General features: G+C 67.5%; 19 protein-coding genes and 1 tRNA gene. 11 read left to right on the forward strand and 9 right to left on the reverse strand.

The features are described from left to right. Positions 1-341: 341 nt before the first annotated feature. A complete protein-coding gene (locus tag HALKA_RS0117595) occupies positions 342-725 on the forward strand; it encodes a DUF5820 family protein (RefSeq protein WP_018259231.1) in 384 nt (127 codons plus the stop codon). Positions 726-831: 106 nt separating this feature from the next. Here the strand turns inward: HALKA_RS0117595 and HALKA_RS0117600 are convergent, their stop codons facing one another. Continuing rightward, positions 832-2,811 (reverse strand): ATP-binding protein, encoded by a 1,980-nt coding sequence (locus tag HALKA_RS0117600; protein ID WP_018259232.1) that lies wholly within the window; start codon positions 2,809-2,811, stop codon positions 832-834. Between the two features lie 46 nt (positions 2,812-2,857). Continuing rightward, the gene (locus HALKA_RS0117605) at positions 2,858-4,816 is read right to left on the reverse strand and encodes a PAS domain-containing protein (protein ID WP_018259233.1); all 1,959 of its coding nucleotides are present in this window, start codon (positions 4,814-4,816) and stop codon (positions 2,858-2,860) included. Positions 4,817-4,914: 98 nt separating this feature from the next. On the opposite strand from HALKA_RS0117605, the gene HALKA_RS0117610 reads away from it, so the two are divergent. Next, positions 4,915-5,376 (forward strand): UPF0179 family protein, encoded by a 462-nt coding sequence (locus HALKA_RS0117610; RefSeq protein ID WP_018259234.1) that lies wholly within the window; start codon positions 4,915-4,917, stop codon positions 5,374-5,376. 154 nt (positions 5,377-5,530) lie between these two features. Here the strand turns inward: HALKA_RS0117610 and HALKA_RS0117615 are convergent, their stop codons facing one another. Both HALKA_RS0117615 and HALKA_RS0117620 read right to left on the reverse strand, forming a co-directional pair. Beyond that, positions 5,531-6,325: a M14 family metallopeptidase gene (locus HALKA_RS0117615; protein WP_018259235.1), complete on the reverse strand. Its 795-nt coding sequence runs from the start codon at positions 6,323-6,325 to the stop codon at positions 5,531-5,533. A 48-nt stretch (positions 6,326-6,373) separates the two neighbouring features. Next, complete coding sequence (locus HALKA_RS0117620; RefSeq protein WP_018259236.1) at positions 6,374-6,868, reverse strand: DUF309 domain-containing protein; 495 nt, start codon at positions 6,866-6,868, stop codon at positions 6,374-6,376. A 274-nt stretch (positions 6,869-7,142) separates the two neighbouring features. Here HALKA_RS0117620 and HALKA_RS0117630 point away from each other — a divergent pair. The 4 genes from HALKA_RS0117630 (at position 7,143) to HALKA_RS0117645 (ending at position 10,013) form a co-directional block, all read left to right on the forward strand. Continuing rightward, positions 7,143-7,226 (forward strand) — tRNA-Leu (locus HALKA_RS0117630). Between the two features lie 273 nt (positions 7,227-7,499). Beyond that, the gene (locus HALKA_RS0117635) at positions 7,500-7,697 is read left to right on the forward strand and encodes a hypothetical protein (protein ID WP_015763178.1); all 198 of its coding nucleotides are present in this window, start codon (positions 7,500-7,502) and stop codon (positions 7,695-7,697) included. Positions 7,698-7,755: 58 nt separating this feature from the next. Beyond that, the gene (locus tag HALKA_RS0117640; protein WP_018259237.1) at positions 7,756-8,598 is read left to right on the forward strand and encodes an inositol monophosphatase family protein; all 843 of its coding nucleotides are present in this window, start codon (positions 7,756-7,758) and stop codon (positions 8,596-8,598) included. A 248-nt stretch (positions 8,599-8,846) separates the two neighbouring features. Beyond that, entirely contained in the window at positions 8,847-10,013 is a 1,167-nt protein-coding gene (locus tag HALKA_RS0117645; RefSeq protein ID WP_018259238.1) for a DUF63 family protein, read from the forward strand. Here the strand turns inward: HALKA_RS0117645 and HALKA_RS0117650 are convergent. The 4 genes from HALKA_RS0117650 to HALKA_RS0117665 form a co-directional block, all read right to left on the reverse strand. After that, on the reverse strand, positions 10,010-11,326 hold the full coding sequence (locus tag HALKA_RS0117650; RefSeq protein ID WP_018259239.1) for a hypothetical protein: 1,317 nt from the start codon (positions 11,324-11,326) through the stop codon (positions 10,010-10,012). The genes HALKA_RS0117645 and HALKA_RS0117650 overlap by 4 nt on opposite strands. Before the next feature lie 106 nt (positions 11,327-11,432). Then, the gene (locus tag HALKA_RS0117655) at positions 11,433-13,166 is read right to left on the reverse strand and encodes a SagD/YcaO family ATP-dependent cyclodehydratase (protein ID WP_018259240.1); all 1,734 of its coding nucleotides are present in this window, start codon (positions 13,164-13,166) and stop codon (positions 11,433-11,435) included. Between the two features lie 33 nt (positions 13,167-13,199). Continuing rightward, positions 13,200-14,018, reverse strand: a complete 819-nt coding sequence (tbsP, locus tag HALKA_RS0117660) for a transcriptional regulator TbsP (protein ID WP_026190405.1) — start codon at positions 14,016-14,018, stop codon at positions 13,200-13,202. A gap of 192 nt (positions 14,019-14,210) precedes the next feature. Next, positions 14,211-16,271: a hypothetical protein gene (locus HALKA_RS0117665; RefSeq protein WP_018259242.1), complete on the reverse strand. Its 2,061-nt coding sequence runs from the start codon at positions 16,269-16,271 to the stop codon at positions 14,211-14,213. A 140-nt stretch (positions 16,272-16,411) separates the two neighbouring features. Here HALKA_RS0117665 and glyA point away from each other — a divergent pair, with 140 nt between their 5' ends. The 4 genes from glyA (at position 16,412) to HALKA_RS0117685 (ending at position 19,836) form a co-directional block, all read left to right on the forward strand. Next, the gene (glyA, locus tag HALKA_RS0117670; protein WP_018259243.1) at positions 16,412-17,686 is read left to right on the forward strand and encodes a serine hydroxymethyltransferase; all 1,275 of its coding nucleotides are present in this window, start codon (positions 16,412-16,414) and stop codon (positions 17,684-17,686) included. A 94-nt stretch (positions 17,687-17,780) separates the two neighbouring features. Next, positions 17,781-18,386, forward strand: coding sequence for a hypothetical protein (locus HALKA_RS0117675; protein WP_026190406.1), 606 nt, complete (start codon positions 17,781-17,783; stop codon positions 18,384-18,386). 72 nt (positions 18,387-18,458) lie between these two features. After that, positions 18,459-19,352: a bifunctional methylenetetrahydrofolate dehydrogenase/methenyltetrahydrofolate cyclohydrolase gene (locus tag HALKA_RS0117680; RefSeq protein ID WP_018259245.1), complete on the forward strand. Its 894-nt coding sequence runs from the start codon at positions 18,459-18,461 to the stop codon at positions 19,350-19,352. Between the two features lies 1 nt (position 19,353). Continuing rightward, positions 19,354-19,836: an NUDIX domain-containing protein gene (locus HALKA_RS0117685; RefSeq protein ID WP_018259246.1), complete on the forward strand. Its 483-nt coding sequence runs from the start codon at positions 19,354-19,356 to the stop codon at positions 19,834-19,836. Here the strand turns inward: HALKA_RS0117685 and HALKA_RS0117690 are convergent, their stop codons facing one another. Next, on the reverse strand, positions 19,837-20,550 hold the full coding sequence (locus HALKA_RS0117690; RefSeq protein WP_018259247.1) for a DUF7117 family protein: 714 nt from the start codon (positions 20,548-20,550) through the stop codon (positions 19,837-19,839). Positions 20,551-21,207: 657 nt separating this feature from the next. Between HALKA_RS0117690 and HALKA_RS0117700 the strand changes: the two genes are divergently transcribed. Continuing rightward, positions 21,208-21,486, forward strand: coding sequence for a PadR family transcriptional regulator (locus tag HALKA_RS0117700; protein ID WP_015763165.1), 279 nt, complete (start codon positions 21,208-21,210; stop codon positions 21,484-21,486). The last annotated feature ends 63 nt before the right edge of the window (positions 21,487-21,549 follow it).

The following is a 21,549-nucleotide window of genomic DNA, read 5'->3' on the forward strand; positions in this document are numbered from 1 at the left end:
TACTGGAACGCTCGGACCGGCGGTCCGGGCGTCTGTTGCTTTTTCGTGCCATGTGTATACGTACCAATGTCCGAGACGGACGCCGCCGTCCTGACCATTGATACCATGTCTCTGATCGAACTGTTTCCGATACTATTTAACGTATGGGTGATGCAGATATATAATCCTTGTCTCGACCGCCACCAGAGCCGCCATTAATTCCAATATTCGTCATCGAGAAAGTACGATTACGTAAGTGGGTCGATCCGCGTGGGCCGGCTGGGACGCTCGGGAATCACCGCTACGCTCGTCACGCCGAGAGCGATCGTCGGACCTTTCTCCGGGGCGACCGTCGACCGCACATGGGACTCGACGCGCTGAATCCGGCCTGGGAACGCTGGAACGAGGAGCGAGGGCGGATCGTGCTCGCGTACCGGCCGGACGTGTTCGACGGCGGGTCGTTGCCGGCGGCGTGTCTGCCGACGATCTACGTGACGCGTGGCAAACGGGGCCGTCGCCCCGGTGGCGAACGCGTCGGTCACGACTGGTTCGTCACGCTGTACCTCGAACCCGACGTCGACTGTGGCACCGATCGGTACGACGATCGGGCGGCGGCGATCGACGCCGCGGTGTCGCTCGCAGACGACTTCGACGCCGGCCGGATCGACTACAGAGACGAGTATCAGGTGCCCCGCGAGGAGTACTTTCGGGCGCTCGACGAAGTGATCGGCCCGACAGACGAGTGAGCGTCGCCACGGAGTAAACGCTCACGCGAAGCGACCACAGCCGTCCGTCAGCAACATCGAACGGTTCTACGACGCCCAGTCCAGACGAAGCAGGGAGACCGGGCCGTCACCACTCGTCGGGAGCGATCCGGCGGATCGAGACGTTGTCGAACGCCGCCGTCGCCCGGTCCCGATCGACTCCGCCGTGGACCGCCAGCCCGAGCGTGATCGGGTCCGACAACGAGAGCGGGCGCTGGTCGATCGTCCGCCAGCCCCGGCCGTCGCGGGAGACGTAACAGGTGAGGCTGTCGCCGATTCGATCGAGCCGGAGCCACCGAGCGTCTGCCACGCCCGATCCGAGGCGCTGGCTGATCGGCGTCGCACGCCGCGTCTGTCGCCAGCAGGTCTCCACTTCGTCGTCCGGCGTTCGGCCGACGTAGCCGTACGGAGCGCCGCCAGCGGCGTCGTCCCTGACGGTCAGTCCGGCCTGGCTGTCGCGTCCGGCCCCTTCGAAGTCGGCGAGGCGGGCACGGACGCTGATCGGTCCGGCGACGCTCGTGTAGACGTAGTAAAACCCGGCGCGCTCGCCGTCGCTACCGCCGCCAGTCACGACCCACTCGTCGCCGTCCTCGCTCGCGCTCCCCGCGAGGGTCGCGTTGCCAACGTCGCGGGCGTCCGTGAGGTCGTACGTCGCGTCGGCCGGCGCGTGGCGTGACGGATCGGTCGCCATCATGCAGTTCCGGAGGGTGATCTTCGCGCCGCCGGCACGACTGTCCTCGACGCCGATCTCCCAGTGCAGCCGGTCGGCGGCGTCGGCGACGATCGCCAGCCCCGTTCCCGTGCCGTCCTCGGCCGTCGTGAAGCCGGCCTCGAACACCTTTGCGCGCTCTGCCTCCGGGATACCGGGGCCGTCGTCTGCCACGTAGAACCCGTCCGCTAGCGCACCCAGCCAGACGGTCACGTCCGAGCCCCCGTGGTCGATCGCGTTGGTGAAGAGGTTCTCCAGGATCGGACGCAGCGCTGACCGTTCGGCGTTGACGATCGTCTCGTCCGGGAGATCGATCCGCAGCGTCGAGGACTCCCGCGAGACGACTTCCCACACGTCTCGGGCCATGTCGGCCAGTCGCGTGTAGTGTGGGTCGCCGTCGTGTGCGCCGCCGACCAGGGTCTCGAAGTCGCTGATGAGCTCCTGCATCCGGCGGTTGGCGTTCTCCACGCGGTCGAGCGCCGCGTGGTCGCCCGCCCGGGCCAGTTCGAGAGAGCCGTCGGCGACCTGGAGCGGCGACCGCAGGTCGTGGGTCACGAAGCCGGTGAAGCGTTCGAGCTGGGCGATCCGGCGCTGCATCTCCCGGCGCTCGCGCTCCCACTCGGACACGTCGCGCGCCCAGCCCACGACGCCGCGCGGTTCGCCCGCTCCGTCGGTCCAGGGGAGGATCGTGCGCTCGATCCAGCGGGCGGACTCGCCGGTGTCGTACCGTTCGACGGCTCCGACGATCGGTTCCCCGGTTTCGAGGACCGACTGCGTTCGGTCGTGTGCGTGCTCGGAGACGTGCGAGGCGCCGTCGCGCTCGCTCGCGAGGTCCGTGTCGGTTCGGCCGTACAGCAGTTCCGGGTCGAGATCGCCGTCGGCAGCGGTAGCGACGTACTGTCCGGCGCGGTTCTTGACAGCGAGCGATCCGTCGTGAGCGTCGCGCAACTGCTCGAAGGCGTCTGTCCGGAGGCGGGCCACTGAGTGGGCTTCCCCCCGGCGGGCCACGTCCCGGACCGCCTCGACGAACGACGCACGCGAAATCGTCGAGAGGGGCAGGTAGATGCCGCCTGCGGCGGCGGTCGCGGCCGCCTCGTCGGCGTCGTAGCTCTCGGAGACGGTGATCCAGGGGACGCCGTCGGCGGTCGACACCGCTCCGGGATCGACGCTCGAACGACCGGAGTCGGCGGCGACCACACAGACGACACCGGGGTCGACCTGGTCGGCCGCGAGCCGTTCTGTGACCGAGCGAACGGCGAACCGGTCGAGCTCGGTCAGCGGGTCCAGGGCGTCGGAGTCGGCTGCTTCGACGGCGAGGATCGTCGGCGTCTGTCCGAACGACCGACGGGAGAGCGTCATAGCTGGGATTACGCGCTGAGTGAAATAAACGTACGGACCGAAAGAATCAGCCCTCGTCGTCGACCACTCGCACCGAGACGTCGTCGAACACCGCAGTACAGCGTCGCTGAGACGCAGTGTCCGAGACGGTCAGTCCGACGTACGCCCGTTCGGACAGTTCGAGCGTGCGCTGGTCGACCAGCTGCCAGGACCGGCCGTCGACCGACACGGAGACCGTGACCCGGTCGCCGTCGAAGGTGAGCCGAAACCAGTCGTGCCGTCCGACGACCGCGTCCAGGCGCTGGCTCGTTTCGTCTGTGGTCGCCGCCGTCTGCCAGCGGACCTCGGTTCCGCCCCCCGCCGTCCGCCCGACGGAGCCAGAGACGGCGTCCGTCGACAGCGACGACCGGATCGCGAGTCCGGCGGTGCCGTCCGGACCGCCCTCGTCCAGCCGACGGAGGCGAGCCGTCATCTCGACCGGTCCGTCGACTGCCGCGTACGCGAACTCGCTTCGCTGCCCCTCGTCGGAACTGCGCCCGCTGGAGAGGGTCCAGCGGTCGCCGTCGACGGCGACACGGCCCTCGAACTGGTCGTTCCCGACGGTGGCCGAGCCGTCGAGCGCGCGGTCCGCGCGCAGTTCGGGGACCCGCGGTGGCCGGGAGACCAGCATGCAGTTGCGGACCTCGTAGCGCGCGACGCCGTCCGCGCGGGAGACCGCGAGCGTCCACCCCTGTGCTTCGACCGTCGACCGAACGCCCGGCGACACCGGCTCGGAGTCGTCGCCAGCGGCGTCGGTGTGGGCGTGTTCGACGTAGAAGCCGTCGTCGAGCGCACCGAGAGACACCTCGACGGATCGGCGCTCCCGGCCGCAGTCGGGGCGGTCGTTCGCGGCGACGGCCGCCTCGAAGAACGCTTCGAGGAGCGGCCTGATCATCGATTCGGGTGCGTTGACGACAGCGTCGTCCGAGAGCGCCACCGACAGCGAGCCTCGGCGATCGCCCACGACCGTCCACACGTCGCGAGCGATCGCCGCGATCCGGGTCGTCTGCGTGCGCTCGATGTCGACGTGCTGACCGTCGACGAGTCGTTCGAGGGCGTCGACGAGTTCGGCCATCCGGTCTGTGGCCTCCGCCAGACGGTCGAAGGCGACCTCGTCGCCGGCCCGAGCGAGGTCGAGGTAGGCGTCGACGACCTGCAGCGGCGACCGGAGTTCCTGACTGACGTAGCTGGTGAACCGTTCCAGCCGGTCGATCCGGGTCTGCATCGCGGCTCGGGCGTCGTGGCGCTCCGTGACGGACCGCTCGATGCCGACGACGCCGACGATCGAACCGTCCACCCGCCAGGGGTAGATCGTCCGTTCGAGCCAGGCGGCTCCCTCGCCGTGACCGAACCGCTCGACGGCCCCGACGATCGGCTCGCCTCCCTCGGCGACCGCAAGCGCGTCCCGGTGACGGCGTTCGAGCAGTGGCGCGTCGGCGTCGCCTTCGCGTGCCAGTTGTTCGTCGGTCGTGCCCAACAGCGAGCGATCCCGCTCGTCGGAGTTCGAGACGGCGAGATAGCGCCCGTCCGAGTCCTTGACGTAGATCGTCTCGCTCCGTGTCGAGAGCAGTTGCTCGAACGCGTCCGCCAGCAGCGACTCGCTTCGCCTGCGCTCGCCCGACTCGGCACCACTGGCCAGTGCCGTCGCGAACTGGCCCCGGGCGGCCGACGGGGGGACGTAGCGGGCTCCAGTGAGGCCGACCGCACCGGCACGGTCGGCCCCGCCGGCCGTCGGAGCGATCAGGACGGAAACGTCGTCAGTGATCTCGAACACGTCGGTCGCGAGATCGTCGCCGGTCCCGTCGGGCAGCGAGTCGCGCGCGAGCAGGCAGACGACGCCCTCGTCGAGCGCTGCGAGCGCCGCCTCGCGGTCGGCCACGCCCTCCAGTTCGTACGTCGGGACCACTTGGGCCACCTGTGGCGGGTCGTCGAATCCGACGACGAGGACGGTCGGCTCGCCGTCGAGGTATCGCCGCAGATAGGTCACTACCCGACGTAGGGACGTTCGGTACGTAAATATGTGGCCCGCGACCGGCCCGTGACCCAGTCGACACCTATAGTGGTCTGCCCCGAGAACGAACGACCATGACTACCGTGACGCTGATCGGCTCCCGCCTCGCGACGGCCGGCGAGGAGTTCGTCTATCGCGGCGAGGCCAGCGGCTGTGACGGCTGTCCCTATCGCGACCAGTGCCTCAACCTCACCGACGGCGTGCGCTACCGGATCACAGACGTTCGCGAGTCGGGACAGATACTGGACTGTGCCGTCCACGACAGCGGCGTCAAGGCCGTCGAGGTCGAACCCGCCCCGATCAAGGCCAACGTCAGCGCGAAAGGAGCCTACGCCGGGAGTAGCGCCACGCTGGAGGGGCCGTGTCCCTACACCGGCTGTCCGAGCCACGAGTACTGCGAGCCGGCGGGAGCGTCCTTCGACGAGGAGTACCGCATCGACGAGATCGTCGGCGATCCCCCCCACGACTACTGCGGGCTGGATCGCGACCTCACGCTCGTCGAGCTGGCACCGCCCGAAGAGCGCAGCGGCCGCTGACGGTCACGCCCGCCGACGCGGACGGCGATGCCGTCGTTCGGTCGACTGGGGAAACGGCGACGAAACGCCGTCTCATACGGTTTATTGTAGTTGCTTACCGGTGATCGTCTACTCCGTGGCGACGATCACCGGTAAATCGCTACAATAATCCGTATCAATCGCCACTCCGGAGGCTGCCGGTCCGCTCGGCCGTGTAGCCGAACACGTCCTCGTAGCCGTCCGGCGAGAGCAACACCGGGTGGAACGGCTCGTCGGCGACGAGGGGGTCGCCGTCGGTGGCGGCGAACGCCTCGCCGGCACCGACCTCCTCGAAGTTATTCGCGTACACCTCGTAGACCTCGCCCATCGCCTTCGGGATCGGCTCGCCGAGTTCGTACACCGGCACGTCTCTGGGCTCGGTGCGTGACGCCGCCGGCAGTACGCCGACCGCCTGGAGGAAGGCCCGCGTCAGCACGACGGCGTTGTCGGCCGCCTGCTCGGAGCCCTGATAGCCACACTCGACCTCGATCGTCGCGGGAATCCCGTCGAAGATCCGCCCCTCGTTCGAGCCGTCCGTCTCGATCACGGCGTCGATCGGGAGTCGTGGGCAGACGCTCCGCGCGAGGTCGTCGATCGTGTCTACGAGCGCGAACATCCCGCCGTAGGACCGCGTCGAGTGCAGCGCCAGCGTCGTACAGTCCCCGATCTCCGCCACCAGCCTGGCCGCCAGTCGCTCCTCGCGAGAGCCGTCCGGCGAGCCGGGGAACGATCGGTTCAGGTCCGTGTCGACGTAACGCTGGCCGCGCTCGATCGACGCCTCGTTGGCGATCACGAACGCGACGGATCGCTCGACGGTCGGCGACGCTTCGAGGAGCGTCTCGACCGCGTGGACACCGCAGGGTTCGTCACCGTGAATGCCACCCACGACGGCGACCTCGGGATCGCCGTCGCCCAGTTGTTCGACGTACACAGCGGAATGCAGCGGCTCCACGGAGAAGTATCACACGCTCGCCGGCCTCTACTCCAGGGACGCGGCGTACTCGAAGTCCCGCTCGCGCGCGGTGGGACACTCGTCGTCCAGCCGGATCTGCCAGCCGTGCAGGGCCGTCGGATTGTCCAGGGCATCGGTCACCACCGTTCGCACGTCGAGCACGTCGACGCCGTAGTAGTCCAGCGGCGTCCCCTGGAGGTACTGCAAGGCGGTCCGAAAGAGGCTGCGCATCCCGTCGTCGTTCTCGAAGTCGAAGTGCTTGTACGCACCCGCGGCGACCTGCACCATCCCGTGGAGAAACGCGCTCTCCGTGGTCCCCTGTCCGTAGTTGTACCACTCCGCTTCGAAGCAGTCGTGGGCCTCGTGAAACTCCCCGGCGTTGTAGAGTCGAACGCCGTGGACCACGGCCCCGCGGAGCGTGCCGTGTTCCCACCCGTTCGACGCGCGACGATCCCGGTCCCAGCCCGTCGGGTTCCCCGAAACCGGCGGGGCGACATCGTGATCGCGGGTGTGATCGTCCATACCGAGTACAGGAGTGGCGGGGAGGTAATCCCTCCGCTCGACGGCGGACGCTACGCGAGCGCCGTCCAGTCGACGTGAGCGACGGCGAGAACGACGACGCTCGCGGTGATCCCGAGCAGGAGCGACGCCTGCACGAACGCGTAGAAACGGACAGTACTCGATCTCGGAGGGCATATCCGGCGTCTCCAGTCGACCGGACAAAACAGTTCGGACGCGACAGAATCGTTCCGTACTGCATATATACTTCCCCACACTGAACCCGAACGCAAAGCGTGCGAGGGTAGCCAAGCCTGGAAACGGCGGCGGACTCAAGATCCGCTCCCGTAGGGGTCCAAGGGTTCAAATCCCTTCCCTCGCATGACGCGGCGACACGACGCGTGTCGGTGCGGAATGCACTCGGTATGTGGCCCACGCGGCCCCCGCAAACAGCGACCGGCGCTGGGAGATCCGACGGAGCGATCTTCCCTCGCAAACTTCTACCGACGCCGACCGAACAGTCGTACCGGTATCGGCACCCACCGAGTGACCAGGAGCACGTCGCAACGAGAAACAGCGGGAGAAAGAGCGGATGTGTCAAGCGTTCGTTTCACCATGGCGTAGATTTAAGCCCGTCGGCGTGGTAGACTGTCACATGGCTACGGATCAGCGCGAGCCAACCGGTCTCGACGTGACACCGCTGGAGAACACGGCGTTTTTCTCCATCGAGACAGACGACGGGTACGTCCGCATCGAACAGTCCCTCGGGAATCAGGTCCTGTACACGCCCGAGGAGGCCCGTGACATCGCTGAGTCGATCCTCGCAGCCGCCGACGAAGCACCGAGAGAGTAGCGTCGACGGGGCGGTCGGAAGCGGTGAGGCTATTTGTCAGGACGACAGATTCCACGGCATGACAGACGTCCACCACCGGGCGGCGATCGCCGAGCGCGCAGCGCGTGCCGGCGGCGTCGTCGCTCGCGAGCGGTTCCGCGGGACCTTCGAGATCGAGACCAAGGCCGACAAGACCGATCTGGTGACGATAGCCGACAGAGAGGCCCAACAGCAGGTCGTTGCGACGATCCGAGAGGAGTTCTCCGGCGACCAGTTCGTCTGTGAGGAGGACAGCCCCCAGATCGCCGGGCCAGAGAGCGACGCGGTCGAAGCGACGCTGGTCGAGAGCGTGCCCGAGTCCGGCCCGGCCTGGATCGTCGATCCGATCGACGGCACGACGAACTTCGTCCGCGGGAATCGGACGTGGGCGACCAGCGTCACGGCGCTGGTCGACGGCGAACCGGTCGGCTCGGCGAACTACCTCCCGGCGATGGGCGACCTCTACGCGGCGGGGCCCGAGAGCGTGACGCGGGACGGCAAGTCGATGCGAGTCAGCGAGGAGACCGACACCGACGCGTTCCTGGTCGCCGTCGTCAACCGCTGGGAGGACGCGACCGCGTTCGGCGAGCTGTGTCGAATCGCCGACGAGGAGCTGGGCGACGTGCGACGGCTGGGCTCGTTCCAGGCGACCCTGTCGCTGCTGGCCGACGGTGGGTTCGACGCCGCGATCTGCACCCAGCCCGCGAACGCCTGGGACACCGTGGCCGGCGTCCACATGGTCCGTGCGGCGGGCGGGACCGTCACGGATGTCGACGGCGATCGCTGGACCCCGGACAGCGAAGGGATGGTGGCGTCGAACGGTGCCAATCACGGGGCCGTGCTCGACGCCGTCGCGCAGGTCCGCGAGGAAAGCGCCGACTGATACGGAAAGTTGTAGGTCTTTACCAGATCGACCGCACGCCGTCGTGCGGTCGACTGGGTAAACGACTACAACCGTCCGTATGATACGATTTATTGTAGTTGCTTACCGGTGATCGTCTACTCCGTGGCGACGATCACCGGTAAATCGCTACAATAATCCGTATGAGACCGCCGCTGGAGCGCGACGCGTGGGTGTGAAATGGACACAGGACCGGAACGCTAAAACGCCCACCTCACGGCGAGACATGCATGGACGCAGTGGCTCGACTGGAATCGAGACTCGACGGCCGCGACCCCCTCCGGCTCTGGGTCGCCTCATTGGTTGGGCTGGTCGGACTCTTCACCGGGGCCGCGCTGGTGGCCACGCAGACTGTCTGGGACCGATTCGTCTGGCAGTACTTCTGGGGCCCCGTCGCGGCCGACGCGCAGGCGGCCCGCTGTGCGTTGCGGGAGGGCAGTGCCGTGGAGTTGGTGTTTAGCGCCGACGCCTGTGCGCAGGCCCAGGCGTCAGGCACGGCGGTCTACGCCGAGCCGGGATACACGATCATCTCGGAGATCGGGTACATGCTCGTGCTCGTGTACATGCTGGTCGGCGTCTACCTCTTCTTGCAGCGCTACGACCTCGTCACCGACATCGACCTGTACTACCCGCTGGTCCCGTTCATGCTGTTGGGGGGCTCGCTCCGGGTGGTCGAGGACGCGACCGACGCCGCCGTCAGGGCCGGCGTCGACCCGGCGATCTCGTACCCCCTGAACTCCCTGCTGGTCAGTCCGGTCATCTACTTCACGCTGTTCGTGCTGACGCTCGGATCGCTCGTCGCCGTGCGCCGGCTGGAACGGGGGGGACAGATCGACGACGGCAATCGTGCGCTGGGCGTCGTCGGCTGGGGCCTGCTCACGCTGAATCTCCTCTATCTCCTCTGGCTGTCGGTCACCAGAGAGTACGTCACGCTGTACCCGCAGATGGTGACCATCGTCGTCGTCGGTGCGATCGCGCTCGCGTACGTCAACTGGAAGGCCATCGAGGCCGCCTGGCCGGAGCTGACCGACGCGACGGCGTACATCGGCTTCTTCGTGCTCTGGGGCCACGCGATCGACGGGATCGCGAACGTGATCACGGGCGACTGGCTCGACGCGCTCGGTATTCCTGGCGAGTACTTCGCAAAGCACCCGGCAAACCGGATCATCGTCGACGTGACCGAAGCTCTCCAGCCGGCCTCCCTGTCGGCGACGATCGGCACGTCGTGGCCCTTCCTCGTCGTCAAGATGCTCGTCGCCTCGCTCGTGTTGTGGCTCTTTACCGAGGAGTTCGTCGAGGAGAGCCAGCGGTACGCGCTCCTCTTGCTCGTCGCCGTGACGGCCGTCGGTCTGGGTCCCGGAACGCGGGACATGCTGCGCGTGACCTTCGGGATCTAGGTCCGACCGTCGGCCCGCCCGATCGCCCGACCGGCGAGCAACAGCGGCGTCCCGCAGGCGACCACCACGACTCCGTAGATCCCGTTCACCAGCGCGAGCAGAATCCCGAGACCCAGCGGCCCGATCGGTAGCCCCTGCTGGAAGAGCGCAGCGGCGAAGCCGACACTGACCGTCGCGAGAGCGAGTCTGTGGCGGTTGCGACCGAGCGCGTAGCCGGCCGGCAGAAACGCGAACAGCGCGACGAGCAGCCCCAGGAAGACGCGCTGAGAGCGGAGGAGGCCGGACTGCTGGAACACCGGCAGCGCGACGACGGCCGTACCGACGGCAGCCACGAGGCCCGCGCCCGCGAGAGCGAGGACGGTCCGATAGGACAGCCGATCGCGGACGGCGGAGACCGATAGCGTGGCACCGACGGCGGCGATCCCGACGCCAGCGCCGACGAGCGGAGCGTCCGCCGTGCCGAGAAACGAGACCGGCGCTGTGGCTACCGTCGCCAGTACGGTGAGGACGCCGAGTCCACCGAGAGCGGTGCCCACCTGCTCGGTGGACGCCCCGAAGTCGAAATCGAGCCACGAGACGGCACCACAGAGTGCGGCCACGACGGTTCCGAAGACCGCCGTCGGGAGCCCGATCAGGACGGCGGCGTTCAGCGCGGCGACCGGCCCCAACAGCGCCAGGAGGGCCACCGTACTCCACACGGCCCCGAGAGGATCACCCCGCTCGGTGAACGTGAGAAAGCCGTATCGATCCAGGTCGGTCAGCGTCATCCGCGTTCGGTCGGGCGAGACGGTCGCACCCGGCACGGTCCGCTCGACCGTCATTCCATCGGGCGCGACGACCGTGAGGCGATCCGCACCGAGCCCGTCCAGAGAGCGGTAGCCGTGGCTTTCGGTGAACGCGCCCGAGCGCAGTGTCCCCCCGGCCGACGGCTCCGCGAAGTCGGGCTCGCGGTAGCGAAGCGTCAGAACGCCGTCCGACGAGACGTTCGACCCCAGAAGCGTCACGTCCCACATCGCCCGATCGGCGATCGCCGTCCGCAGGCTCTCGTTCGCCCGGAGCCGCTCGGCCGCGGGCTCTCGGAGCGTGTTTCGTACGGTCCAGGTCGCCGTCCCGTTTCGGGCGACCTGCACGGTCGCGGTGCTCTCGACGACGGTCGCCTCGACACCGTGTGCGCCCGCGGTCTCGGCGAAGCTCTCGCCACAGGCGTCACAGAGGGGACGAGGCGGCGGCGCACCGACCGCGGGGGCGACGGCGAGCGTGGTCACTGCGAAGATGACGAGACAAGCGACGGCGACGAATCTGCTGGAGGGCATATGCCGGCATCCGATCCGAGATGTTAATAAAGCACTGGACGCTCAAATGGAAATCCGACAGACCGCCAGCGATCCGATCCCACGCGGTCGATCCCCGTGTGTGGATCTACGGGAACGGGTGATGTGGGCGATCGAGTCGCGGCTCGAAGCCGAGTTCGGTCGGGACCGTCGCCGCTCGCTCCCCGAAGAAGGCGTCGCCGAGGAACAGGGGTTGGGCCTCGGGCACCAGCACGCGGACGCCCTCGAAGCCGAGTTCGTCCAGATCCCGCGTCGTCGTCCGCGTCGCGTACGGCGTCAGTCCGGCTTCCGAGAGCGCTGCGACGAGGGCGTCCAGTTCGGCCTCGCCGTCGTCGACGGCGTCTGGGCCGACCGCCTCGGCCGGGATGGTCTGCTCGTACGCCAGCAGGTCGACAGCCCGGTCTGGCTTGTCGGCGTACTCCCCGATCGCGCCGCTGGCCTCCGCGGCCTGTTCGGGGCCCATGCTCCGAAGCTCCATCCAGTTCTGGAGCGCCTCTTCGAGCGCGCCGAGCGCGGCCTGCTCGGGGTCGAGGTCGGCCGCCGACCCGATGGCGAAGCTGGGCCACTCGTCGCGGTGGACGGCGACGGCGACGACGGGCACGTCCACGTCCTGTGTCAGCAGCAGCGGCGTCACCGTCAGTCCCTCCGACGCGGCGCGCTCGTACAGCGTCCCGAACACGTCGTCGTCGACGGTCAGCCCCAGTGGCTCGAACGTCGAGTACCACGACAGCATCGCCGCGTCCCGTTCGATCACCTCGTAGAGTCCGGCCAACAGCGCCTCACAGCCCGACGATCCCAGTCCCAGCCCGGTGGTCAGGGGCGGGCGGACGTGGGACTCGACTGGCGGGTGAAAGACGAGTTCGGCGGGCACCAGCGCCGACTCGTCGGTCGCGAGGTTCCGGGCTCCGATCCAGTCGAGTTCGGTCGTCGCGTCCGCGCCGGTGTCGTCGGGCGCGACGAAGGCCTCGGGCGCGACCGCGTCGTCCAGCGACGCCGCCGTGGCGGTCGTCGTCTCCGCGGCCGTGTACGCGCCGGCAGCGTAGCGCTCGTAGGACTCGCCGAGCGCTTTCATAAATGCCCCGTCCCAGTCGGCCGCGACGCCGGCCGCCTGTCGCGGGGCCGTGACGTCGCTGAATCCGGACGTGTCGGTGAGCCGTGCGAGGTAGTAGGGTGCCGGGAACGACTCCGCTTCGCCGACCTGCTGGACGATCCCGACCCGGTCGTCCAGCGCCCGCTCGGCGCGTTCGAGCGCCTGCTCGGTGTCGACCGCGGCGTGAGAGCGGTCGATCCTCGTCTCGCGCTCGCCGCCACACGAACAGCCCGGCAGCGGGAAGAAACGGCGTTTCCGGTGGGGCAACTCGACCACGTGGCCAAGCACCGACGAGTCAGCGTCGGCTCGCTCGGAGTCGGCAGCGAGATAGTCGGCGACGGCCTCCCCGGCGACGGCACCGGCGACACGGCGCGTCGCCGGGCCGGGTTCGTCGACGCCGTCGGCGGCCGCCGTCGTATTGGCTTCGATACGGCCGCGAAGACAGTCGTAGCACTCGCGGTCGGGGTCGAATCCAGTGACCGCTGCCGGGACGACCGGGCGGCCGCCGACACCGCCGAGTTCGACCGCGAGCCACGGCGTCCCACCGTCGCGGGCCTGCTCGCTGGCGGTCTCGAACGTCGCAGCCCCGGTCTCGTCGACGACGACCGCGAAGTCGGCGCTGTCGACGGCGGGTGCTTCCCGGTGGTCGATACTCACGTCGAGGTCGTCGAGTGTCGCGAGAAGGCTCTCCGTCGCCGGTCCACTCCCCACAACGTCCACTACCGTACCCATACCGGCGAGTAACAGTAGTCGGGGTAAAAAAGCCTAGGAGGCGATAATGCCCTGCGCGACGCTCGCGAGTTCGTCGCTGTCGACCGACTGGAGCCGCTCGTCGCCCAGCATCAGCCGGAGCCGCGGCCGGCCCACGTCGATGGGTACCTTCTCCGTGTCGATCAGGCCCATGTCTTCGAGGGTCGTCTTGGTGCGGGAGAACGTCGCCTTGCTCGCCAGGCCGATGTCCTCGCCCCACTTGCTGATGTCGTAGAGCAGCTCGCCGTTCTTGGCGGCGACCAGCAGACTGATCGTCACCTCGTCGAGCCCGTCGCCGTCGCCGCGTGCGGTCTGGAGCGAGGCCAGCACGCCCTCGAAGTCCGCTGCCGTCTCGGGACCGATGTCGGACTCCAGCGTGTCCATCACGCGGGACATCGCCGGCGTCCGCAGCGAGTAGCTGTCGGCGCGGTCCCACTCGTCGTCGTAGAACGACGAGATGTCGTCGAGGAACGCGTCCTCGTCGGACGTGAGTCCGGCGACCGCGTCGCCGGCGTCGATGAGCGACACGACGCTCTCGGAGCCGATCAGCAGCGAGTGGTTCGGAACGTCCTCGAGGATCTTCAGCTCCAGCACGTCGGCCTCGACCAGGTCCGCGGCCGTGCTCGCGACGATGAAGTCGCCCATCTCGTCTTTCAGGGCACGGTCCTCCGCGAGCAGGCGGACGGCGGGCGGCTCCTCGTGTTCGTCCAGCACCGAGACGAGTTCCGAAAGCGTTTCTCTAGAGGGATTAACAACTGTGAGCGAACCGTCTTCACTGTCCAGTGCTTCGGACAGAACAGTTCTTACGTCGTCTTCGAGTAGGTTCGAACGCATGCTTCTGTTAGACTACTACGTTTTTGTCATATTTAATTTTACTGGCCGGCTGCGATTGAATTCGTCTGCAGAGATAATACTGCCACGCCGTCAAGACATAATTGTTGCCGGTACCGATTGGGTGGCAATGACAGACAGCCCGGCCACGTCGACGGGGAAGCGACGATCGCCCCGCGGAGAGCCCCCGTGCGATCAGAGTTCGTCGACCAGTTCCTCCGACCAGTGGAAGTCGCCGTCGTAGATCACGGGCAGGGACTTGGCGGCGAGGACCTCGCGCAGTTCCGCCGCGGTCACGGTCTTCTCCAGCGTGTCGCCGTTGAGAATCTCTCTGCCGTCGAAGGGGAGGTCGTACCGGTCCCCGTTGGACTGGGCCGTCAACATCTCGCAGCTGACGGCGTAGCGCTCTCCCGCGTCGGCGATCCTGACGACCGCGGGCTGTTTGGGACTCGGCAAGAGCGCGTACGTGCCGTCGCCGACGACGGCGTAGTCTTTCCCCATCATGATCCGTCGACGGGCGAGCTGGAGCGCCCGCTCGATGCTGAAGCCGTGGACGAGCAGCCGCGCGAACGCGGTCCCGACCTTCGCGGCCTGCTGGTCGAGCACTTTCTCGAAGGTGACACCGCCCGCGATCGAGCCCCGCTCGACCAGCGAGAGCCCCTGGTCGTAGGAGCCACAGGCATTGAGGAAGAACGTCTGCGTGTTCGACTCCTCGATCTCGGCCACGTCGAGTGTGCCGTCCGTACACCGCAGCCCGCCGTCCTCGCAGTGCCCGATGTAGTGGACGAAGTCGTTTTTCGCCTCGAACGTGGCCGCCAGTTCGGCGCGGTCGAGCCGCGACTGGATCGTCACGTCGATCGGGAGGTCGGCGGCACGCTCCTCGTAGATGTCGGAGACGATCTGGTGTTCCTCGCACATCGCGTCGTCGTTGAGGACGACGCCGACCTGGAGCTGGTCGTTGCTGCGATGTCGGTACTTGCCGCGGTTGTGGTACGCTTTCGGGAGGGGTTTAAACGCGTGGATCGGCGTCCCCGGCGCGAGCCACGCGTGGAGCTGCCCGGCCTGTAGCTCCGGTTTGAGCACGCCCGACGTGGCGGTCTCGCCGCGCGCAGTGTAGGCGTCTGACAGCGTCTGTTCGAGCAGCTCGTCCCGGTCGAGTTCGGTCGCGCGCGGGAGATAGACGAGACTGAGTCGGTCCAGCAGGAAGGGGAGACACGTGATCCGACCCGGCGTCGGCTTGGCGTACGTCGACAGGTGCCAGTCCGGCAGAAGGGCGTCCAGATTCCGCTCGGACAGCGAGAGACACTGTTCGAGACGGGCCGCAGGGTCGAGCTGGCACAGCGAGTCCAGATCGATCGGGAGCTGTTCGAGCCCGTCGCTTGACGCCCGGTCGGGCGCGACCCGGCGAGCCTGACAGTCGAGGAAGAAGGCCCGCCGCAGGAGCTGCGCACACTGATGCTGGAAACCGGGGAGATCGTCGAACTCGTACCGAATCGAGGGGTCGTCGGCCCGTAACACGGGCGCGTCGTAGTCGGTTACCTCGACGGTCGCGCCGAGGTAGTACGCGAGCGGCGCGGCGACGAAGAGTCGATCCAGTTCCGGCGGGACCAGGAACTCGATCCCGGTGTCCGGCGTCTCGGCGGCGACGGCCGACGGAACACTCGTCTCCGATCCCAGTTCCAGCAAGGGCGGGTGTGCCCTGAAGCTCGGGTGGGACCTGACGGGAGCGGTCGTGTGGTGGGCGGCCGCCAAGTGGGTCAGTCCAGTGGCGAGTCCGGACGGCGTCGGTTCGATCGTGATACGGCCCGGTCCGGCTCGGTTGCCAGACGAGCCGCCGACGGTCACCGTCGTCGGCTCCCAGAACGAGACGACGAACTCCTCGCCGGCCGGCTTGACCGACGCCGGTCCCGGAAATCGCAGGTAGCTCGTCGGCCCGTGGGCCGACGCCCCCGATCGACTGCGGCACCTGAGTAGGTACTCGCCGTCGGGGAGTTCCGTCGGGGTCGTCACGCGGTACTGGGCGTCGAGGTCGAGCGCCGTCACCATCACGTCGGAACACGGGATCGAGAGCCGGTCGGCCTCGCCCTCGAAACACTCGTCGATATCTCTCGGAATCGCAGACGACGACGCCTCGCTCAGTTGATTCAGCTGGGCACACAACGCTGGAAGTCCGGTCGGATCGGCCCCTTCGAATCCCCCCGAAGCGTCCGACTCGGTCGACCGGTCTCCGGCGTATGTCACCCCCCAGGTAGACATACAGCATGGTATGTGTGCCTCGCCTACATAATGGTTGCTGGTCGCGTGCCAGAGTGTCGCATACGCTACCAGTGTGTGAACGGCCCACAGGTGCGCGCCGGAAAGGTAGATTATTGACGGCCGGACCGTACGGTTCGAGTGTGCACTTCGACCATCTGGAGTCGGCCGATCCCGACGTCACCGCCGCGCTGACGGACGAGGTCGACCGACAGAACGACACGCTCGCCATGATCGCCTCGGAGAACCACGTCAGCGAGGCCGTTCTCGAAGCACAGGGCTCGGCGCTGACGAACAAGTACGCCGAGGGATACCCCGGCGAGCGCTACTACGGCGGCTGTGAGCCCGCCGACGAGATCGAGGAACTCGCGATCGAACGGGCCACGGAGCTGTACGGTGCCGACCACGTCAACGTCCAGCCACACTCCGGTTCCCAGGCCAACATGGGCGTCTACCTCGCGGTGCTCGACCCCGGCGACAAGATCCTCTCGCTGGACCTGACCCACGGCGGGCACCTCTCGCACGGCCACCCCGCGAACTTCGCCGGCCAGGTCTACGAGGTCGAGCAGTACGAGGTCGACGCCGAGACCGGCCGCCTGGACTACGACGAACTCCGGGCACAGGCCGAGGAGTACGACCCCGACATCGTCGTCTCGGGCTACTCCGCGTACCCCCGAACCGTCGAGTGGGAGCGCATCCAGGAAGCCGCCGACGCCGCCGACGCCTACCACCTCGCGGACATCGCACACATCACCGGGCTGGTCGCCGCCGGGGTCCACCCCTCACCGGTCGGCGTCGCCGACTTCGTCACCGGGTCGACGCACAAGACGATCCGCGCCGGCCGCGGCGGCATCATCATGTGCGACGAGGAGTACGCCGACGACATCGATTCGGCGGTGTTCCCCGGCATGCAGGGCGGTCCACTGATGCACAACGTCGCCGGCAAGGCCGTCGGCTTCGGCGAAGCGCTCGAACCGGAGTTCGAGGAGTACGCACAGGCGACCGTCGACAACGCGAAGGCACTGGGCGACCGCCTGCAGGAGCACGGCCTCGATCTGGTCTCCGACGGCACGGATAACCACCTCGTCCTGATCGACCTCCGACCGTCCCACCCGGACACGACCGGCAAAGAGGTCGAGGAGGCCCTCGAAGAGGCAGGCATCGTCCTCAACGCCAACACGGTGCCCGGCGAGACCCGCTCGGCGTTCAACCCCTCGGGCATCCGCGCCGGCACGCCCGGCCTCACGACGCGAGGCTTCGACGAGGAAGCCTGCGAGGAAGTGGCAGACCTCATCTACGAGGTCGTCGACGCACCCGACGACGAGGACGTGATCGCCGAGGTCAGTGCGCGCGTCGACGAACTCACCGACGAGTTCGATCTCTACGGCGAGGACAGCGAAGGGCTCGTTTACGAGTAGAGCGAGAGCCCGAGCGTAGCGAGGGGGCGCTGACGGCGACGCAGAGACGCCTCGCTGGTGAATCCTTTTGTCGACGCCGCGAGTGCTGTCGCCCATGTCCCCTCGTCCCCGGAGAGCAGTCTTGCTCGGTCTCGGAGTGGCGCTGAGTACGGTCGCAGGCTGCCGCGAGAGAGAATCGACCCCCACTCAGACTTCGGATAGAGGCCCCGAAACGACTGGCAGATCCGGCGACACCCAGACGGACGCCGGTGACGAGACCACTCGACAGCCGACGGTAGCGGAGGGCGACGAGACCGCAAGGCGAGCAGACGAGACGGAGACAGCGGAGTTGGACCTGCGGGAGGCCAACGTCGTCGACGTAGCGCTCCAGTCGGCAGGCGGGCGAGCGGTCGAGTTCAGTGTGACGCTGTATCACGACGACGACGGAGAGGACGGCTACGCGGACTGGTGGCAGGTCGAGACGCTGGCGGGAGATCGCCTCGGGCGCAGAGAGCTCCTGCACGCTCACTCGACGGCACCGTTCACGCGCTCGGAGACGATCGAGGTGCCAGAGAGCGTCCACTGCGTCGTCGTCCGGGGGCACGACCAGCGCCACGGCTACGGCGGCCAGGCGATGGTCGTCGACGTAGACACCGGGCAGGCCAGGCGAGTACGACAGGGCGGTGACAGCGAGTCCGTCGACGGCGGAGACTGTCCGTGATCGACGGCGCTGTTGACTGTGTCGACACTGTCATAGGAGGGCTTTTGTTTCGCGGGCCACCCCCATCAGGTGATGACCGAAATTATCGACGGCGACGAGGTCGCCCAGGAGATCCGGGACGGCCTCGGCGACGCCATCGCGACGCTGGAGGACGCGGGCGTCACGCCCGCGCTGGCGACGGTGTTGATGAGCGACGATCCAGCCAGCGAGACGTACGTCTCGATGAAGCAAGACGACTGCGAGGAGGTTGGCATCGAGGCGCTGGACATCGAGATCTCGCCCGACGCCGACGCCCAGGAGCTGTACGACACGATCGACGAGCTCAACGGCGACGACGCAGTCAACGGCGTTCTCGTCCAGATGCCGGTCCCGGACCACGTGGACGATCGAGCGGTCCTGCGAAACATCGACCCCGCCAAGGACGTTGACGGCTTCCACCCGGAGAACGTCGGCCGTCTCGTGGCCGGGAACGCACGCTTCAAGCCGTGTACGCCCCACGGTATCCAGAAGCTCCTCGATTCGGCCGGCGTCGATCCCGAGGGCAAAGACGCCGTCGTCGTCGGCCGCTCGGAGATCGTCGGCAAGCCGATGGCGAACCTCCTGCTTCAGAAAGACGAGGGCGGCAACGCCACGGTGACGGTGTGTCACTCCCGGACCGACGACATGGCGGCCAAGACCCGCGAGGCCGACATCGTGATCGCCGCGGCGGGCGTGCCGGAGCTGATCGACGGCGAGATGCTCACCGAGGGGACGACGGTGATCGACGTGGGCGTCAACCGCGTCGAGGCCGACACCGAGAAGGGGTACGAGCTGGTCGGCGACGTGGACTTCGAGAGCGCCAAAGCGAAGGCGAGCGCGATCACGCCCGTCCCCGGCGGTGTCGGCCCCATGACACGTGCGATGTTGCTGTACAACACTGTGAAGGCGACGGCCCAGCAACACGGCGTCGACGTGGACCTCCCCTGAGATGGCCGAGGGACACGACCGCGACGCAGACGACGCGGGCGACGGCGTGGCGCGGTTCGAGTCGACCCAGCGTCTGGACCCCGACGCGTTCAACCACGCCAAGTCGCGGCTCGACGGCGGCTACGAGTGTGCCGTCGCGGCCCTCCTGACGGACGCCGACGGACGCGTCCTCCTGGTCTGTGAAGACGGGCGCTGGAGCCTCCCGGGTGGCGAAGTCGGCGGTGACCAGTCGCGGGAGGCCGCCCTCCGCGATGCCGTCGCGGCGACGACCGGCCTGGAGCTGACCGTCGGATCGCTGGTGGCCGTCAACGACGTGACGCTGACCGACGGGGACCGGGAGGCGTCGCTCGCGTTCGAGATCTACGACGGCGAGATAGCGGCCGGCGAGCCGGAGCCGGCGCGGGCGTCTGTCACCGCCGCCGCGTGGCACGACGAGGTGCCCGCCGCGACCGTCGACCGCGACGTGATCGACGAACTGCGGTAGCTACCCGTCGAGACCGTTGAGCCAGTTGTCGGCCGTCACGAGAGCGCTCTCGTCACCCTCCGCGAGGTATCGACCGAGGTCCCGCGCTGCGTGGACGAGTCGATCGGCGTCTTTCGGGTCCACGTCGCCGTCGAGGGCTTCGATCCGTTTGCGGTGGTCTCGGACTCGACCGGACAGCGACCGGGCCTGCGGGTCGGGCTCGTCGTCGAGGCGCGCGCGGAGATCACGCTGGTAGGCCTCGACGGCGGCCGTCATCGCCAGGCCGTAGGACGGACGCAGTCCCGACGGCACCGCTCGGGGCTCCGGCCGTTCGCCCTCGTCGGCACCTCTGAGTAGCGTGACGAAGTACAGCTCCTGGGCGTCGGTCGGCTGGAGCGTGCGCGCGATCTCGCTGGCGACGTGGCGGAGTTCGGTCGCGGCCACGAAGGTCTCGTCGAGGGCGAGCAGCGATCCGCCGTCGACGAAGCCGCGCCGACGGACGTACTCCGACGACCGCTCGGCGGCGTCCGTGGCGATCTCTTCGAGCGGTTGCTCGTCGATCGACCCGCGCACCGGCGTCAGGTCGTACTCGACGGGGGCGTTCGTGTGGCGCGTGCGGTCGTCGACGCCGACGCTCCGGAGACTCCCGCAGTCGGGGCACTCCACGCTGGCCGTCTCGTAGTACGACCAGCGGCTGCCACACGCCTTGCACTCGCGGTGGCCTCGAACCTTCATGGCTCACTGTCGGCGTGGCAGCCTCAAGTTCCTTCCGTCGCCGGGTCGAACGATCGGTATGCGCGAGCAAGCAGAGAGCAGTACGAGTTCCTCTGTGAACAGCTGGACAGCAAGGAGATGAACCACGATCGCGTGCGGATGATGCTGACGCACTATCGGCGCGCACTGGGGTGGGTCCTCGAAGAAGAGCACATGTAGCTCGCGATAGTGGTCACTGCAGCAACCGGATCTGGCGGCTGGCGACAGGTTTAAGTTACTCAACGACCCACGACCAAGTGACGCTTCGCTTTGGAGGGCCGAAGCGTCAGCGGGGACCAATTCAGGGCGGCAAGCGAATCGGGCCTTCCGCCTGATTCGTTTTCCACTTTCGTTTCGAAACTCGATAGTTGCGACGCCGGCGCTCGGCGAACGGGAACGAGACGGTCGAGCGACTGCACCGCGACCGTCGCCGTTCAGCGGTGGGGTATGATGTCTCTGAGATACGTCGACAGATCGCGATACCGTCAGTGCAACAACTATTCCTTCGCACTCAGCTGACACCGGCGTATCTGGCGAGAGGTCGCCACGAGCGCGTGATTTCGAAGCGAAGCGAAAACGTCGAGTCGGATCCGATATACTTATTAGATTCCGACAATAAATACGTGATAGACTTTACCGATGTACGACCTGACAGGATTCCAGCGAGACCTCCTGTACGTCATCGCCGGGAAAGAGGAGCCACACGGACTGGCGATCAAGGAGGAGCTCGAAGATTACTACGAGAAGGAGATTCACCACGGGAGGCTGTATCCGAATCTCGATACGCTCGTCGACAAGGGGCTAGTGGAGAAAGGCCAGCGCGACCGCAGGACGAACTACTACAGTCTCACGCGGCGCGGCCGACGAGAGATCGAGGCACGGCGAGACTGGGAAGACGAGTACGTGGACGTAACGTAGCGACGCTGACTGCCGTCTGTCACTGTAGCACCCGGCTGACCATCTCGGACGAGGAGTGTGTCA

The sequence above is a fragment of the Halomicrobium katesii DSM 19301 genome (assembly GCF_000379085.1).
Classification (GTDB): domain Archaea; phylum Halobacteriota; class Halobacteria; order Halobacteriales; family Haloarculaceae; genus Halomicrobium; species Halomicrobium katesii.